At 35.4% G+C, this 15,119-nt stretch carries 18 protein-coding genes; 14 read left to right on the forward strand and 4 right to left on the reverse strand.

Annotated elements, in window-relative coordinates; genetic code table 11:
* Positions 1-227: 227 nt before the first annotated feature.
* Positions 228-629 carry a DUF3795 domain-containing protein gene (locus QZ138_RS09350; protein ID WP_292888780.1) on the reverse strand — a complete coding sequence of 134 codons (402 nt, stop codon included), beginning with the start codon at positions 627-629 and terminating at the stop codon, positions 228-230.
* Positions 630-678: 49 nt separating this feature from the next.
* A complete protein-coding gene (locus QZ138_RS09355) occupies positions 679-924 on the reverse strand; it encodes a hypothetical protein (protein WP_292888781.1) in 246 nt (81 codons plus the stop codon).
* A gap of 242 nt (positions 925-1,166) precedes the next feature.
* Between QZ138_RS09355 and QZ138_RS09360 the strand changes: the two genes are divergently transcribed.
* The 13 genes from QZ138_RS09360 to QZ138_RS09420 all read left to right on the forward strand — a co-directional run bounded on the left by QZ138_RS09360 (position 1,167) and on the right by QZ138_RS09420 (position 10,480).
* Entirely contained in the window at positions 1,167-2,273 is a 1,107-nt protein-coding gene (locus QZ138_RS09360; protein WP_292888782.1) for an ABC transporter substrate-binding protein, read from the forward strand.
* Positions 2,274-2,281: 8 nt separating this feature from the next.
* A complete protein-coding gene (locus tag QZ138_RS09365) occupies positions 2,282-3,295 on the forward strand; it encodes an iron ABC transporter permease (protein WP_292888783.1) in 1,014 nt (337 codons plus the stop codon).
* On the forward strand, positions 3,286-4,089 hold the full coding sequence (locus QZ138_RS09370; RefSeq protein WP_292888784.1) for an ABC transporter ATP-binding protein: 804 nt from the start codon (positions 3,286-3,288) through the stop codon (positions 4,087-4,089). The genes QZ138_RS09365 and QZ138_RS09370 overlap by 10 nt, the downstream gene beginning before the upstream one ends.
* 6 nt (positions 4,090-4,095) lie before the next feature.
* A complete protein-coding gene (locus QZ138_RS09375; RefSeq protein ID WP_292888796.1) occupies positions 4,096-4,668 on the forward strand; it encodes an FmdE family protein in 573 nt (190 codons plus the stop codon).
* A gap of 214 nt (positions 4,669-4,882) precedes the next feature.
* Positions 4,883-5,533, forward strand: coding sequence for a peptide ABC transporter permease (locus QZ138_RS09380; protein ID WP_292888785.1), 651 nt, complete (start codon positions 4,883-4,885; stop codon positions 5,531-5,533).
* Positions 5,530-6,171: a MotA/TolQ/ExbB proton channel family protein gene (locus QZ138_RS09385; protein ID WP_292888786.1), complete on the forward strand. Its 642-nt coding sequence runs from the start codon at positions 5,530-5,532 to the stop codon at positions 6,169-6,171. Before QZ138_RS09380 ends, QZ138_RS09385 begins: the two co-directional genes overlap by 4 nt.
* Before the next feature lie 4 nt (positions 6,172-6,175).
* The gene (locus QZ138_RS09390) at positions 6,176-6,475 is read left to right on the forward strand and encodes a DUF2149 domain-containing protein (protein ID WP_292888787.1); all 300 of its coding nucleotides are present in this window, start codon (positions 6,176-6,178) and stop codon (positions 6,473-6,475) included.
* A 167-nt stretch (positions 6,476-6,642) separates the two neighbouring features.
* Positions 6,643-7,176 (forward strand): hypothetical protein, encoded by a 534-nt coding sequence (locus tag QZ138_RS09395; RefSeq protein WP_292888788.1) that lies wholly within the window; start codon positions 6,643-6,645, stop codon positions 7,174-7,176.
* Between the two features lie 217 nt (positions 7,177-7,393).
* Complete coding sequence (locus tag QZ138_RS09400; RefSeq protein WP_292603916.1) at positions 7,394-7,951, forward strand: 50S ribosomal protein L15e; 558 nt, start codon at positions 7,394-7,396, stop codon at positions 7,949-7,951.
* 25 nt (positions 7,952-7,976) lie between these two features.
* Complete coding sequence (locus tag QZ138_RS09405) at positions 7,977-8,396, forward strand: RNA-binding protein (protein WP_292888789.1); 420 nt, start codon at positions 7,977-7,979, stop codon at positions 8,394-8,396.
* Positions 8,389-9,063 (forward strand): DNA alkylation repair protein, encoded by a 675-nt coding sequence (locus QZ138_RS09410; protein WP_292888790.1) that lies wholly within the window; start codon positions 8,389-8,391, stop codon positions 9,061-9,063. The genes QZ138_RS09405 and QZ138_RS09410 overlap by 8 nt, the downstream gene beginning before the upstream one ends.
* A 43-nt stretch (positions 9,064-9,106) precedes the next feature.
* Positions 9,107-9,496 (forward strand): Ig-like domain-containing protein, encoded by a 390-nt coding sequence (locus tag QZ138_RS09415; RefSeq protein WP_292888791.1) that lies wholly within the window; start codon positions 9,107-9,109, stop codon positions 9,494-9,496.
* Positions 9,497-9,541: 45 nt separating this feature from the next.
* Entirely contained in the window at positions 9,542-10,480 is a 939-nt protein-coding gene (locus tag QZ138_RS09420; RefSeq protein WP_292888792.1) for a bile acid:sodium symporter family protein, read from the forward strand.
* Positions 10,481-10,722: 242 nt separating this feature from the next.
* On the opposite strand, the gene QZ138_RS09425 is transcribed toward QZ138_RS09420, so the two are convergent.
* Positions 10,723-12,174 (reverse strand): sodium-dependent transporter, encoded by a 1,452-nt coding sequence (locus tag QZ138_RS09425; RefSeq protein ID WP_292888793.1) that lies wholly within the window; start codon positions 12,172-12,174, stop codon positions 10,723-10,725.
* A gap of 354 nt (positions 12,175-12,528) precedes the next feature.
* On the reverse strand, positions 12,529-13,332 hold the full coding sequence (locus QZ138_RS09430; RefSeq protein WP_292888794.1) for a DUF4013 domain-containing protein: 804 nt from the start codon (positions 13,330-13,332) through the stop codon (positions 12,529-12,531).
* A gap of 175 nt (positions 13,333-13,507) precedes the next feature.
* On the opposite strand from QZ138_RS09430, the gene QZ138_RS09435 reads away from it, so the two are divergent.
* Complete coding sequence (locus QZ138_RS09435) at positions 13,508-14,851, forward strand: hypothetical protein (protein ID WP_292888795.1); 1,344 nt, start codon at positions 13,508-13,510, stop codon at positions 14,849-14,851.
* Positions 14,852-15,119 lie beyond the last annotated feature (268 nt).

Genomic DNA, 15,119 nt, shown 5'->3' on the forward strand with positions numbered 1-15,119 from the left:
TTTATATCTATAATAATAGATTGTACTTCATAGTATATAAAATTAAAGGAAAAATAAATAAAAAAAATTTAAAAATTAGTGAGTTCGTGTCCCACCCTCTTTTTTAATATAACTGTACCAATTTCTTAAAGCTCTTTTTCAAAATAAGTTTTCTTAAATTAACAAATGTATTGATTAAATCAATAGTTGTTGAATTTAATATATAAATGATTAATCAAAAAATTCATTTAATCATTTTGAAATCCGCACTCTGAACAGGTTCCAGTCTGGAATTTCACAATGCCTCCACATTCGGGACATGTCCACTTTTCACGGTCCTCCGCCATCATGCGTCCGATGCCCATGGTCTTGATCCTTTTGGCACTCTCCAAGGTATTCAGATTGTGCCTTTTGACATATTTTTTGGAGTGTTTCTTAAGCAATGGGCATGGAAACTCACTGCAGCGTCCGCAATAGCTGAAATTCTTTTTGTCAAAGCAGACTTTAATCTTGCACTTCAGACTGGCCTTATTTTTACCGTCATCACTAATCAAACAGCCTGCACACGGATTTTGATATCTCTCGCAACTGATGCAGTTAATCCCGCAGGGAGCCAATAATTTGGAATCTAAGGTTTCGGGCATTTTCATGAAGAAAGTTATATATTTAATTTTTAATAAATATTGCTCCCTAAATATTTCAGTTGTTCCCAGTTTGATTAGCTGGAGATAAATCCTCACCGGCAGCATTTCTTCTGGAAGGTGGCAGAATGACCATCAAACCAGGGAACTGGACTATGCAACTCTGTTTTTTACAGTTAGGGTATATCAGGAATCTTCTGAAATTTTGGGTAGTGTCCAATGGATTTTGGATGGGGGAGGGTATGATGAGATTGCAGGCAATGCCTGTCAATATGTAAAATCCTATGGCTCGAAGTAATCGCATATAAATTTGAAGAAGCTATGAAAAGGTTATTGTAAATAATTTTATAACGATATTTTTCTTTTAAAATCCATTTTTTAATTTATAATCTATTTTTATTTCATATAATTATCTTTCAAACTATTTTTTTTAATTTATATAATTAAACAAATTAGTATATAAATACTTTCGATATTTTAGAAAACTTATTAAATAACTTCATGAATATATATTCTTATCGATAACTATATTTTGGGGTTTAATATATGGAAAAGAAAATTAAAGTAATATTGCTATTAGTGGTTGTTTTGGCGGTAGCGGGAGTCGCTACTCACATGTTCTTAACACCTTCGACCGTTGAAACTGCAGGTTCTAAAAATGTGACAGATATGATTGGAAGAGATATGGAAATCCCTGCTTCGGTCAGAAATGTTGTCGCAACAAGTCCTCCGATGACTACAGTGTTGTACATGATTGCACCTGACAAAGTAAAGGCTGTAAACTTCCAATGGACAGATGACGAAATGAAATATGTTCCAAGTCAATATCAAAACTATCCGGTTGTAGGCGGATGGTACGGAACACAGGACGGCAGCTATGAGGAATTCATCGCTTCAGAGCCGGACATTGTCATAGAATCCATTGATGAGGGCGGTGACGGTGATGCATCAACAGTCAAAGAAAGGCAGGAAAAGTTCGGAAAAATACCTGTTATTGCAGTTAAGGACACTACAAATGTCGAAAAGGTCGGCGAATCCATTACATTTATGGGCGAAATTGTAGGAGCCCAGGACAAGGCAAAGCAATTGAATGATTTCAACCAGAAATACTTGGATATTGTACATGACAGGTCATCTAAACTGTCAGATTCAAAGAAAGTCAAGGTTTATTATGCTCAAGGTGATGACGGACTCCAGACAACTCCTTCACATTCAACTCACGGCCAATTGATTGATTTGGTTGGAGGAACAAACGTGGCCGATTCAGTTGCACAGGGAAACACCACTAATGGTGTTCAGGTATCTATTGAACAGGTTATGAGCTGGAACCCTGACAAAATCGTTACAAACGATCCGGAGTTCTATTCAAAGGTATATTCAGACTCCAATTGGGGAAAACTTGATGCAGTCAAGAACAAAGAAGTTTACCTGTCTCCGCAATCTCCATTCAAATGGTTCGACAGGCCGGTTGGGGCAAACATGATTATCGGCGTTCCATGGACTGCAAAGATACTTTATCCTGATGACTATAAGGATATCAACATGGTCGATGCAACCAAGGACTTCTACGGCAATTTCTATCATTATGATTTGAGTGATGATCAGGCAAAACAAATTCTATTGGATTCAGGACTTAAGGAATCAAATCTATAGTGATATGTATGGATAAAGAGACAAAAGAGATTATAAGTATTCTACTTTTAATCTTTTTTCCAATAGTTTTATTTTTCGCTTCATTCCTGCTTGGAAGATATCCGATCAGTCCGATTGATGTGGTCAATACAATATTGTGCCCTATTTTTCCGCAATTGGAGGTAAATCCCACAATAACCACAATCGTATTTGAAATAAGGCTTCCAAGAATCATTGGGGCGATTGTAGTTGGCGCTTGCCTTGCAATTTCTGGGGCGGCATTTCAGTCAATATTCAAAAACCCTCTTGTGTCCTCTGACCTTTTGGGTGTGTCCAACGGTGCGGGCTTTGGAGCTGCTCTTGCCATTCTAATCAGTGGTGCCAATATCATAACCCAGATATTTGCTTTCATTTTTGGTTTGATATCAGTTTCAGCCACTTATTTAATATCAAAAACCTATAAGGCAGGAGGAATACTTGTTCTTGTATTGTCAGGAGTTGCAATATCGGCATTTTTCAATGCACTGATTTCAGCCATTAAGTTCATTGCAGACCCTGACGATAAACTGCCTGAAATCGTCTATTGGCTGATGGGGTCACTTGCTTCCATCAATGCCGATAAGCTGATCATGATTTTAATACCTGTGATAATCGGGCTTGTGGTATTGCTCGCTTTGAGATGGCATATGAACCTGCTTGCTATGGGAGATGAAGAGGCGCAGTCATTAGGTTTAAACCCTTCAAGATTAAGGCTGCTGATTATTGCAGGTTGTACATTATTGACTTCCGCTGCGGTTTCCATAAGTGGAATAGTCGGCTGGATTGGTTTGATTATTCCCCATATGGCCCGTATGATTGTAGGACCTGACAATAGGATACTGCTTCCAGCATCCCTGAGCTTAGGTGCCAGCTTTTTGCTTTTGATTGATAACATATCCCGTGCAGTAATTTCCATTGAAATTCCGATAGGAATACTTACAGCAATAATTGGTGTTCCGATTTTCCTATACTTGCTTAAGAGAGGTTATTCAGAATGGGCGTAGATAACAGTTTGTTTCAAGTGAAAAATATTTCATTTGACTATGACGGTGAGGAAATATTTTCAGATATCAGCTTTTCCATCCAAAAGGGGGATGTATTATGTATTCTGGGGCCAAATGGAACTGGAAAAACCACGCTGATAAAATGCCTAAATGGTCTTCATGACATAAATTCCGGAGAAATTCTCATCAATGGTGAAAACATCAAAAAATTGTCATTTAAACAGATTTCAAAGCATATAGGTTATATTCCACAGGCTCATGTTCCGTCATTTCCATTCAAGGTATTCGATGTAGTTTTGATGGGAAGGGCACCTTATCTCAATTTAACCGATTCTCCTAAGGCGGAGGACAAAAAAATCGCTCTTGATGCCTTAAAGACTCTAGGAATTGAAGATTTGAAGGATAAGGAATATACCAATTTGAGCGGTGGGGAAAGACAGCTTGTGTTCCTTGCAAGGGTGCTGTGCCAGAAGCCGGACATATTGATACTGGATGAGCCGACATCACACCTGGACTTTGGAAATCAAATCAAATTATTGGAAATCATTGACAATCTGGCCAAATCAGGATTGTCTATTATAATGTCTTCCCACTTTCCGGATCATGCATTCTTAAGCTCAACGAAAGTTGCCATAATGAAGGATAGGAAATTCATTGATTTTGGAACTCCTGAAAGTGTTGTAACGGAAGAGAATTTACGTAAAGCTTATTCGATTGATGTAAAACTTATTGAATTGGACAATAAACGAAAAGTTTGTGTACCAATGAAAACAAATTTAAAACTAGATTTATAAGGTGATATTATGAATGAACAAGACTATGATGAACAATTGACAAAGGCGGCCAATTTCCATGGTCATGTCTGTGGGGGAATTGCTATCGGAACAAAACTGGCTATGTATGGATTAGAACTGCTTGGAATGCCTTTAAATGAAAGGCATAAGAATCTAATAGTATTTTTGGAAATAGACAGATGCATGTCTGATGCAGTTCAGTCAGTTACAGGATGTTCAATGGGCAAAAGGACCTTGAAGCAAATGTATTACGGCAAGTTCGCAGCAACATTCTACAACCAGGACACTGGAGAGGCCTTAAGAATAACAGATGCCGATGCAAACAAAAAATTCAAGGATGAGGAAACCAAGGAGGAAATGATTGCACGTTTCAGAAGGACTCCACCTGAAGAATTATTCAAAGTCGACAAGGTAAGAATAGAATTGGGTCCTGGAGACATGCCTGGAAAACCTTATACCACTGCATTCTGTTCAGTTTGCGGTGAAAAGGTATCTGATGGCAGGCATAAGTTGATAGGTGGAAAACCGGTCTGCAAATCCTGTGCTGAAGGGTCTTATTACGAAATAATTGAAGAATAACTTTGACATTTTTATTCATCGTTATTTTTTTATTTTTTTTATTTTTAATCAAAATTTTTTCTTTAATTTAATTTAAACTGATTTTAATCTGTTATTTATCTAAATTAAATATATATGGCTCATTAAATTATTTTTAAATTATTCATTACGATATGTTTATATATTCATGTTGTTTAATATTTAATTAGATAAAGAATATGGATAAGGTTAAAAAATGGATTTGATTGGAGGATATCTGTTATTGCTGTTGGTATTGTTCACGGCCAACATTGCTTTAATGCTTGGTAACTATAAGTTCAATAACGTTAAATTGATATTTGTTTCAGTAATATCTCTTGTCATCTCTTTTTTGCTGATATATGTCTCAGGCTATCTGAATGCACAATTGGCATTCCTTTTGGATAATTTCAGTTACATTTTTCTGATAATTGCCGCAATAATCGTTGTTTCAATGATATATTACGTGAAAAAAGGTAACTTTAAGGCATCATTGTATGTAATGCTAATTGCATTCTTAATTTCAATGGTCTTATTTGCATCTCAAGCGTCTATGGACATTTTCACTATGTTATTGTATTCTTTATTAGTTTTTATTGTGTTATTTATTGTTTATCAGCTTACAAAATTATTGCATCATGCAAAAAGGAAATATCCCGTAATTGTAGGGGAATACATGTCCCTGTTTGCGGTACTGATGTTTATTTTCGCATTGACCTATAATTCCACTTTAAATCTAGATTACACAATGTTCAGCTCATTTTTGATTTTGACTCCAACATACCAGCTGATCTATGTTATAATAGGAATTATTGTTGTTCTGGTTGTAGGCGTACTTATAAATGATGGAAAAGGGGGAAATTCATGATACTTCAGGGAACCGAAACGTTAACATCATTGATTCATATAATTTCCGAAAGCCTGCTGACACCTGTTGTGATTTTAATCATAATTGTTGTGGTCATCGTCATTCTTGCTTTTGGAGGTTTGATTAATGAATATATTTCAAGAAAACCAATCACATCAAAGGATTTGGAGGATTTGGTAAGACGAGTTTCATTTTCAGCCAATGTCGGCCAAATGAAAGAGGAAATCAAAAACAGCAATCTGTTCGATTATCAAAAGGAGGTCCTGACAAGGATTGCAGATAATCATGATATCGGACCGGAGGCCAGAAAGGCTCTTGCAAGCGAACTGATTTCAGCAGAGGAAACAAGGCTTATTAAAAAGACCAACAAGACAGACATTATTGTGCGTGTAGGTCCTATATTGGGTCTTTTAGGTACATTAATTCCATTGGGCCCAGGTCTGGCTGCTCTTGGTACCGGAGACATTGCAACACTTGCACAGTCCCTGACCATAGCTTTCGATACAACAGTTACCGGATTGTCTGCAGGTGCCGTTGCATTTTTCGTTTCAAAATACAAAAAGCAGTGGTATGAAACAGAGCTGATTGATATGGAAACCGTTGCTGAAGCGGAACTTGAAACCATAAACAAATGGTGATATTATGCTTAGGAAAAGAAGAAGAATTTCAGATTCTGTTGATGACGACCCTATGGGAGGGTTAAACAACCTTTCGGATGCAATGCTTGTTCTGGCATTGGGATTTTTGATTTTTGCAATAATGGCACTGTCTGCAAATCCCGATATGATTACTCAATCACAATCTACCCAGGACGTTTCAACAGCAGATACGTTTACACAGAACTATTCTGATGCCGGAGGGCTTGAAGACAGCGGATACAGCGAAGTTGGAAAGGTATATCAGGACCCGACTACCGGTGAGCTTGTGATGGTATCGGGTTAATTTTTTTTATTTTTTTTCTTTATAACTCATTTTTTTTACCTTATTTTATTTTAAATTTCTTTATTTCATAAAATAACAATATTTATTCTTTTTTTATCAATTTTAAGATGCAAGTGAGTACTTACATTCGAAAACATTTATATATGGTATTGTTCATACAATTACCTGTGCCCAGAAGTGTTAATGTGATTAACACTGCACCTATCAAACTATTAATGGGTGATATCATGGATATTTCAAAAAAATTATTAGCTTTACTTGTATTTTGTGTAATTGCATCTGCTGCCACAGTTTGTGCAGCTGATGTGGATGGAGGCAGTGGAAATGATGTAGTTGGTCAGGCCGATGTGGATGGAGGCAGTGGAAATGATGTAGTTGGTCAGGCTGATGACAATGGAGGTTGGGCCGGTAGCCAATACAATCAGGATGATCAAGGCGGATATGCTGGCAGCCAATACGATGTAGATGATCAAGGTGGTTATGCTGGCAGCCAATACAATGAAACTTCAGAACATGCTGCAGGAGAACCAGCAAATACAACTGCTGACGCACCTGTAAATGAAACTGCTGATACAGTAGCACAAAACATGACTGCTAATGCAACTTCCTCCCATAAAATGTTAGAAACAGGTAACCCAATTTTAGCATTATTTGCGGTTGGTGCTGTTTTAGGCGCTTACGCAGTTTATAAAAGAGAATAGATTCATGATTAACAAGGCAGGATTTCACTTCCGGCTCATCTTCCTTTTAAAATATTTCCTAATTTTTCTCTTTGAATAATCTATTTTTACGATACATTTATAAATACATAAAACAAATAGTTTATTACTGTTATTTTTTAGCAGTATTAATTACTTTTTTTGGGATAAGTTCCCATATGGATGTGGCCTTCGTGGCTGAACAAAAAGGTGTTAATTTATGTATAAATATATTAGAGACGCATGGAAAAACCCGGATGAGTCCTACGTACGTGAACTCATGTGGGAAAGAGCTCCTAAATGGAGAAAGCAAAAAGCAGTTCAAAGAATTGAAAGACCTACCAGACTCGACAGAGCTAGAAGTTTAGGTTACAGAGCTAAAAAAGGTTTCGTTTTAGTAAGAACCAGAGTAAGACGTGGTGGAAGAAGAAAAACCCGTCGTTTCAATGGTCGTAAACCTAAAAGAATGGGTGTAAACAAAATTACCCAAGCAAAATCCATTCAAAGAATTGCTGAAGAACGTGTAGCTAAAAAATACCCTAACTTAGAAGTATTGAACTCCTACTGGGTATGGTCTACAGGAAAACATAAATATTACGAAGTAATTTTAGTAGATCCACTTAGTCCTTCTATCGTTAACGATAAAAAAATCAATTGGATTTGCTCCAAAAAACACACTAACAGAGCTCTCAGAGGCTTAACTAGTGCTGGTAACAAAGGACGTGGAATCAAATCTAAAGGAAAAGGCTCTGAACAAGCTAGAAGAAGAAAATTATAATTCTTCTTTTCCTTTTTTGATTCAAATGATTCATAATATTAAATTCAGGGCTTTCGTTTATGAAAATGAAAGCGTCGATGAAATTTCTCAAGCTATTTTAAATATTTTGCCTGAAGCTGAAATCGAAGCGGAGGAAGCTGAAGGATTACTTGAAGATAAGATTATAATCTTGTCTGGTGTCGTATCCAAAAAGAGATACACAAAGACTTTTTTTAACACACTCATAGAGTGGACTGATTTGGAAAAACTGAATGATGATTTAGAGCGCAAGATCGATGAAAAGGGTAACTGGTTTTTAAGATTCGATAAAAAAGACGCTCTTGATGAAATCTGGACTATTTTGGATAAGGGCGATGCAATTCATCTCAAGGTAAAGATTGCCGCATATCCCGCAAAAAAACAGATTGCAGTTGACAAGGTCCGTGAAGCAATTTCAAATGATTGAAATGGAATTTGACCAAATCATTCGGGAATTTGAAAGATTGTCCGATGTTGATTTTGCACAAAACATGAAAAAATTTGGCATTCGGTATGTCAAAAGCTATGGATTGAGGCTTCCCCAGATTAGAAAAGTCGCCAAGCAATGCGGAAAAAACCATGATTTGGCATTGAAACTTTGGGATCATGGATATCATGAGACTTATTTGATGGCTACATTAGTGGAGGAGAGCGAAAAGGTATCCTCCGAACAATTGAACGATTGGGTCAATACGTTCTATTCATGGGACCTGGTAGACCAGGCATGCATTAATCTGTTGAGATTCATTCCCGAAGCACGTGAAAACATTTTCATCTGGTGTGATTCCGATGAGGAGTTTGTCAAAAGGACGGCATTTAGCCTGATAGCCGTTTTGGCAGTCCATGAAAAGGAATCTGATTTTGAAATATATTTTGACGTGATTAAAGAGGCATCTAAGGACAATCGCAATTTCGTTAAAAAATCGATCAACTGGGCAATAAGGCAAATCGGAAAGATTGATTTGGAAAACAACCGAAAAGCTTTGGATCTTGCTTATGAAATACTGGAAATTGACAATAAGGCAAGCAAATGGGTTGCCCGTGGTGCAATCAGGGAACTTGAAAGCGAAAAGGTCCAGTCAAAGTTTAAGTAAACTTTATTTTATTGTTTTTCAAATATATTATCATGGTGATTAAATGGAAATGAAAAGCTATTATCTGATAATATTGTTGGTTGCTTTTGTAATCTGCATTGGAGTGTTCTGGTTTCAATTCAACAATGATGTGGCAACATTCATAATGATTAACGAAACTGAAGTTGCTGAAAACAGCTCATTTTCAGGAATGCTGGTTGACGCTTACGGTATGGGTGTGGCAAACCAGACAATAACATTCCACAAGCCAGGTCATGAAATGGGGACCCTTGTTGATGTCACAACAAATGAGAATGGCGAGTTCACAATAGATCATGCACAATATCTGCCTAATGCCGGAAAAGACAATTACTATGGTAACTTTACATTTGCAGGCCATGACAAGTATAAGGGATGCACATTTGAGGGAAATGTGTCCGTAGTGTCAGGTTAATCATTAATGATAATTTTTTTAATAGTTAAAATCTAATACTTAATCATGAAAAGGATTTTTAAATTAATTGAAAAATATTATTTCATAATAATCATATTGGCCGTTGCGGTTTCTTTAGTTTATCCTAAATCATTTCAATGGGTTTTAAGTAACTATAATGGCATAAATGTATTGAATTTGCTTTTAAGTATAGTTCTTTTTACAATGGGAACCACTTTGAAGGCAGATGACTTCATCAATGTATTTAAAAATCCAAAAGAGATTGGTGTTGGTATTTCCGCACAATATATTATCATGCCCCTTATCGCATTAGCCATTGCAAAGATTTTTTGTTTAGATGATGCTTTAACGGTTGGCCTTGTCCTGGTTGGAACCGTGCCCGGAGGGACCGCCTCTGATGTAATCACATTTCTTTCAAAAGGGGATGTGGCATTGTCAGTTTCCCTGACCTCGGTGTCCACTGTGATTTCACCGATTTTGACTCCATGGATAACTCTGCTTTTAATAGGAAATCAGATTCATTTCAATCCTGTCGACATGTTCGTTTCCATAATTGAAATCGTAATCATTCCTATTGTTTTGGGTTTGATATTAAATTACATATTCCCTGATTTCTGTGAAAAGCTAAAGGATTATCTGCCTGCTGTTTCATCAATTGTGATTTGTCTTATCGTTGCAGGCGTAATTGGTGCCAACAAAGAGGCAATATTGACATCTTCAGCAATAATAATTATTGTAATTGTTTTACAATATTTCCTTGCGATGATACTCGGATTTGGAGTTGGCTATCTGGCGGGTATGGATAAAAAGCAGATTGTAACTGTTGCAATCGAGTTGGCTTTTCAAAATTCGGGATTATCTACAAGCCTTGCAAAGACTCATTTTCCGAATTTGTCCCAGGCTACGGTTCCAGGAGCTCTCTATTCGGTTTGGCAGAATCTTGCAGGATCGATTCTCGCATATATATTCAGAAGATATGTATAACATTTTTTTAATTTTTAATACATTCAAACCAACGCATAAATCTCAAAAAAAGCATAAAATTTAATTTCAATTTTGTTTGGTATTGATGTTCCAGTTCAAAATCATGCTGATGTGCATAATGTTAAAGATAATGCAATAATTCTTACATTAAATTAAAAGAATAAATGTAACTGTAGCTTATATTAATCGTTTCTTGTTGGAAAGTGAGGTGAAAATATGTTCCCTCTGTGTGATGATTTTCATCATGAATTTTTAGGCTTCAATTTTGTAAATGCCACTGAAAGCCCAACAACAATAATTGTGATGATTGCATACGCTGCCAATTCAAGCGGGTTTTGATCAAGGAACAGGTCTGCAATTCCAAATACCCAAACCCCGATTATTATAATAGGCAATAAATATTTCAATGTAAAAACCCATGTCTTTCCAACCTTAAAAGTTGAAAATTCATTAAGCACAGGAATAACCTTTTCAACACCATAGAACCATCCGAATATTATGGCCTGAACTCCAATCAGAATCAATATTCCAAAATTATTTACAAAACCGTCCACGATTTCAACTAGATAACTGCTTATTCCTGTTGAAAAAATAACTGTGCCTATGCATGCAACAATTGTAAGAATTGTAACTCCTTTTTTCCTGCTCCATCCAAACTTGTCGCATAAAGATGAAAGCAAAGGTTCAAAGAGTGCAAAAGAAGATGTCAGCCCTGCAAACAATATGGATAGGAACAGTAATGGGGCAATAACATGTCCCATCATTCCCATTGTATTGAATATCTGTGGGAATACAATAAATATTAGTCCTGTACCCTGACTGATTAGTTCATTCATAGGTATTGAAGAGTGCATTGACATATACCCAAGTATTGAAAATACTCCAAAAGCTATGAAAATCTCATATATTGAGTTTGTAATGACAACAATCAGCACTTCATCAGTTAATTTTGTATTTCTTGGCAGATAGCTTGCATATGTATATACCATTGCCTGACCAATGCTTAAGGAGAATATTATTTGTCCAAAGGCCGCAAGCCAAACATGTATGTCTAAAAGTGCCGACCAGTTTGGAGTAAGCAATGTGGTTATTCCAACATTAAAACCAGGCAATGTGAATGCATAAATGAAAACAAAAATCATGATGGTAAATAATATTGGAATCAATACGGTTGATATTTTACCGATTCCCTTGTCCACATCCTTAACGGACACTATCCAAAAGACTCCCCATAATATTAATGTACAGATCAGCGTAGGAAATATTATTGTTGTAAGTGATGAGCTTGAACTTCCCCCGACATAGTTTGTAAAAAATGAGGCGGGGTCATTTCCCCATCCGAAATTAAAACTGTTTAACAGATATGCAAGGTCCCAACCTAAGATGATCATGTAGTAGATTACAACAATAAACACCAATAAAACCAGCATCCAAGCTATAATTTCAAATTCCGGACGAATGCTGTGCATTAAATTGGAAAAACTTTTCTTGAAACTGAATCCCAACCCATACTCTAAAATTAAAAATGGAATTCCCATGACTAAAATTGCGATGGTATAAGGTACGAAAAATGAGCCGCCTCCATTGGAATACAGCACGTAACTAAATCGCCAGATATTGCCTATTCCTATAGTCAGGCCTATCATGGCCAATACGAATGTAAACACTGAATTCCATTGGGATGTTTTGTTCATTTTTTCACTTTCGTTAATAGTTTATGTTGTACTCATTATTCTTTTAAAAATGTGTTATGATTTGATATTTATTGATTTGATTATTTATAATTATGTAAAATTAACAAGATATATTATAAATTATTTAATTGTTTAATGTGATTTTAGGAGTCCAATTCTAAATTTTAATCTTATCCCTGTGCCGATAATGAGAACAGTCATAATAAGCATGACAATATGTAAAATAAGCAGAATCAGTGATGTCTGATTGAATGCCACAAATGAAACATGGAAATTGCCGAATTGAAAGTTGTACATTGAATGAATATTGATTAGGACAATTTTAATTAAAAAAAAGAAAAAATGGTTTAATTATCATGCCTCAGCATACAATAAACCGATAGCTCTGTATAAAAACAATATTATAAACGGCACTCCAACAAAAATGCTTATGAAAACGCCGATGTATGGAATCAATCCTATCAGTCCGATGACAAATGACAAAGCCAATGCAATTATATAAATTACAATCAATGTGACTATAATTTTTAAAAAGCCGATTTTTGACATGTCCTTTAATATTTCCCTGAATCTCAGACCTTCGGTTCCGCTTCCTGTTTTTGCAAATCTGACTAGTCCTGTAAATGACATCAATGAAAATATGATAAATAGGATAATTGCAACAATTAAAGTAATTGTCAATGAATTGGTGAATGTGTTCATTGTTGATTGGGGAACTGCAGCCATTATTTTGGTCAAATTGCTTGTGTTATTGGCCATGGCATCAATGCTGATATATACGATTTTAGTGAATGAGGAAAACAGTCCTGTTGCGGATGCGACAATTATGACAAGGATTGCAGGTATGATGAAATAGATTATCTCTAAAATCAATGCTTTAACGCCCATGACAAAGTGTTTTACATAATCAAAGTCAGGAAGTGTAGCTTCACCTTCAGTTCCACCTTTAATGACCTCAACTGAGTATCCTAAAACTATAAATGAGACTATTAAAGTCACAAGGGTTAAAATGATGGATACGGTTCCGTCCTTAATGCCATATGACGGAATAACTGTTGATAGGCTCATTAGAATAATTAAAACACAGAATATTAAAAATTTTCGAGTATCGCTAATAGGATATTTAATAGCGTCCATTATGATTTCACGTAAATTCATATTTATCACATAACTTAACTGCTTGATAAATATATATCTTTAGATAATAGTATTTAAAATTTAAAGTATAAGTCCTAATTAACAGAACAAACTTTCCAGTCTTTTTTCAAATCGCTGAAATTGGCATAATCTTAATATATATGAATAATATAAAATATTAGTATAGAGGCATAATATGAACAAAAAAATAGTTACATTGATTCTTATTATAGTAATTTCCTTTTGTTTTATAAGCATTGTCGTAGCGGACAACGTCACACATGATGATAACAATGCTACAGATGATGATGACAATGTCACCCATGATGATAACGATACGACAGATCATGGCAAAACGAGCGATAAAGACAAAGACGACAAGAACAAGAAAAAAGATAAGGATAAAACGGACGATAAATCCAAAAAGAACTATATTTTAGCTAAAGGAAGTGGAAATGACATTAAATTTAGCGATGGATTTAGAGGATTTATTTTAGATTATTCAAAACATCCTGCAAGTTCAGGAGATAAATTCAAACATGTCTCTACATCAAAGGCCAGCAATTCAAATGCACTGAAGCTGGCGATAATAGAATGCTACAAACTGGATTCAACAGGAGATATTGCAAAAATAATATCTGATTTGGTAAAAACAGGATCCGCCGGCGGCAAGGTCGGTGAAGCGGTTGCGGCCTCACACGAAAAAGTAGGCGACCATGAGGCCGTTAAAATAGACAACCATACTGAAGCTGTTTTCGATTTTGAAGTTTTAAAATCAGTATCCGGCAATGAATCAGATTATTTTGCATATAAAGTATCATTTAAGAACATTGAAGAGGAACACATAAATCAAACTAATTTAACAAATACAACAAACACTACCAATAAAACAAATAAAACCAACATCACAGCTATTGCTCAGCCAGATAATGGAACAAATTCCACATTTCTGCAGGACTTATATGATTATTTGGCTGCCCTTGCCAATTCACTCTTTGATGCCTGGAAACCGATTATCGACTCATTAATCAATGACTTTCTAATGATTATCAATGCTCTGGAACAACTGGCAAAGCTGTTTGAAGATGTTATGGCGGAAATTCAGTCTTTGATTGATGCCATTGGAAAGTTTTTAGAGTTGCTTCAATCGTTGTGGGAAGGGCTTGATGGGCTTTTCAAATTACTTGCCATTATATTAACTGCCATTCAACAGCTTATGAACTTTATTGGCCAAATTGTGGATTTCATTATGGGACTTGTCTCCGCAATTATCTCTCTGGTACAGCAACTTTTAGGATTACTGCAGACATTAATAGATTTCATTATGGGAATTATCTCCGAACTTTTAGGATTGCTGCAGGCCTTAATAGATTTCATTATGGACTTGATCAATCAAATAATATCATTTATACAAGCGATTTTAGCCTTCTTGGCATCAGTCGGCAGTTTCCTGATTAATGTAATTGAAAATGCAGTAATTATAATAGCTTCATTTGTGATTATTACAATTGGAGCATTCATTTACAATAGAATAAGATAATCTTCATCTTATTCCTTTCTTTTTTAATTAAATTTGTCCTATTAATTTAGGTAATGGCGTTAATTTTTGTTTTGATTAAAATGTATTTTACTAGTATTTTTTCATCAAAAAATTTCAAATCAACAAGGTTTATAAAATAATTTTATATTTAATGAACTTTTAATATATTATTGGCTTTGTAGAAATCCTCTTTTTTATTGAATCTGAGTTGATCGATAGATGTTGTAAATTGTATTTTTGAGTTTTGTTTCTTTATTTGATAATTGTA

The sequence above is a fragment of the Methanobrevibacter sp. UBA212 genome (assembly GCF_905233225.1).
Taxonomy (GTDB): domain Archaea; phylum Methanobacteriota; class Methanobacteria; order Methanobacteriales; family Methanobacteriaceae; genus Methanocatella.

Bases quoted from the DNA above. Each gene is read 5' to 3' on its own strand.
- QZ138_RS09350 (WP_292888780.1), bottom strand. From the start codon at position 629: ATGAAAATGCCCGAAACCTTAGATTCCAAATTATTGGCTCCCTGCGGG.
- QZ138_RS09355 (WP_292888781.1), bottom strand. From the start codon at position 924: ATGCGATTACTTCGAGCCATAGGATTTTACATATTGACAGGCATTGCC.
- QZ138_RS09360 (WP_292888782.1), top strand. From the start codon at position 1,167: ATGGAAAAGAAAATTAAAGTAATATTGCTATTAGTGGTTGTTTTGGCG.
- QZ138_RS09365 (WP_292888783.1), top strand. From the start codon at position 2,282: ATGGATAAAGAGACAAAAGAGATTATAAGTATTCTACTTTTAATCTTT.
- QZ138_RS09370 (WP_292888784.1), top strand. From the start codon at position 3,286: ATGGGCGTAGATAACAGTTTGTTTCAAGTGAAAAATATTTCATTTGAC.
- QZ138_RS09380 (WP_292888785.1), top strand. From the start codon at position 4,883: ATGGATTTGATTGGAGGATATCTGTTATTGCTGTTGGTATTGTTCACG.
- QZ138_RS09385 (WP_292888786.1), top strand. From the start codon at position 5,530: ATGATACTTCAGGGAACCGAAACGTTAACATCATTGATTCATATAATT.
- QZ138_RS09390 (WP_292888787.1), top strand. From the start codon at position 6,176: ATGCTTAGGAAAAGAAGAAGAATTTCAGATTCTGTTGATGACGACCCT.
- QZ138_RS09400 (WP_292603916.1), top strand. From the start codon at position 7,394: ATGTATAAATATATTAGAGACGCATGGAAAAACCCGGATGAGTCCTAC.
- QZ138_RS09405 (WP_292888789.1), top strand. From the start codon at position 7,977: ATGATTCATAATATTAAATTCAGGGCTTTCGTTTATGAAAATGAAAGC.
- QZ138_RS09410 (WP_292888790.1), top strand. From the start codon at position 8,389: ATGATTGAAATGGAATTTGACCAAATCATTCGGGAATTTGAAAGATTG.
- QZ138_RS09415 (WP_292888791.1), top strand. From the start codon at position 9,107: ATGGAAATGAAAAGCTATTATCTGATAATATTGTTGGTTGCTTTTGTA.
- QZ138_RS09420 (WP_292888792.1), top strand. From the start codon at position 9,542: ATGAAAAGGATTTTTAAATTAATTGAAAAATATTATTTCATAATAATC.
- QZ138_RS09425 (WP_292888793.1), bottom strand. From the start codon at position 12,174: ATGAACAAAACATCCCAATGGAATTCAGTGTTTACATTCGTATTGGCC.
- QZ138_RS09430 (WP_292888794.1), bottom strand. From the start codon at position 13,332: ATGAATTTACGTGAAATCATAATGGACGCTATTAAATATCCTATTAGC.
- QZ138_RS09435 (WP_292888795.1), top strand. From the start codon at position 13,508: ATGAACAAAAAAATAGTTACATTGATTCTTATTATAGTAATTTCCTTT.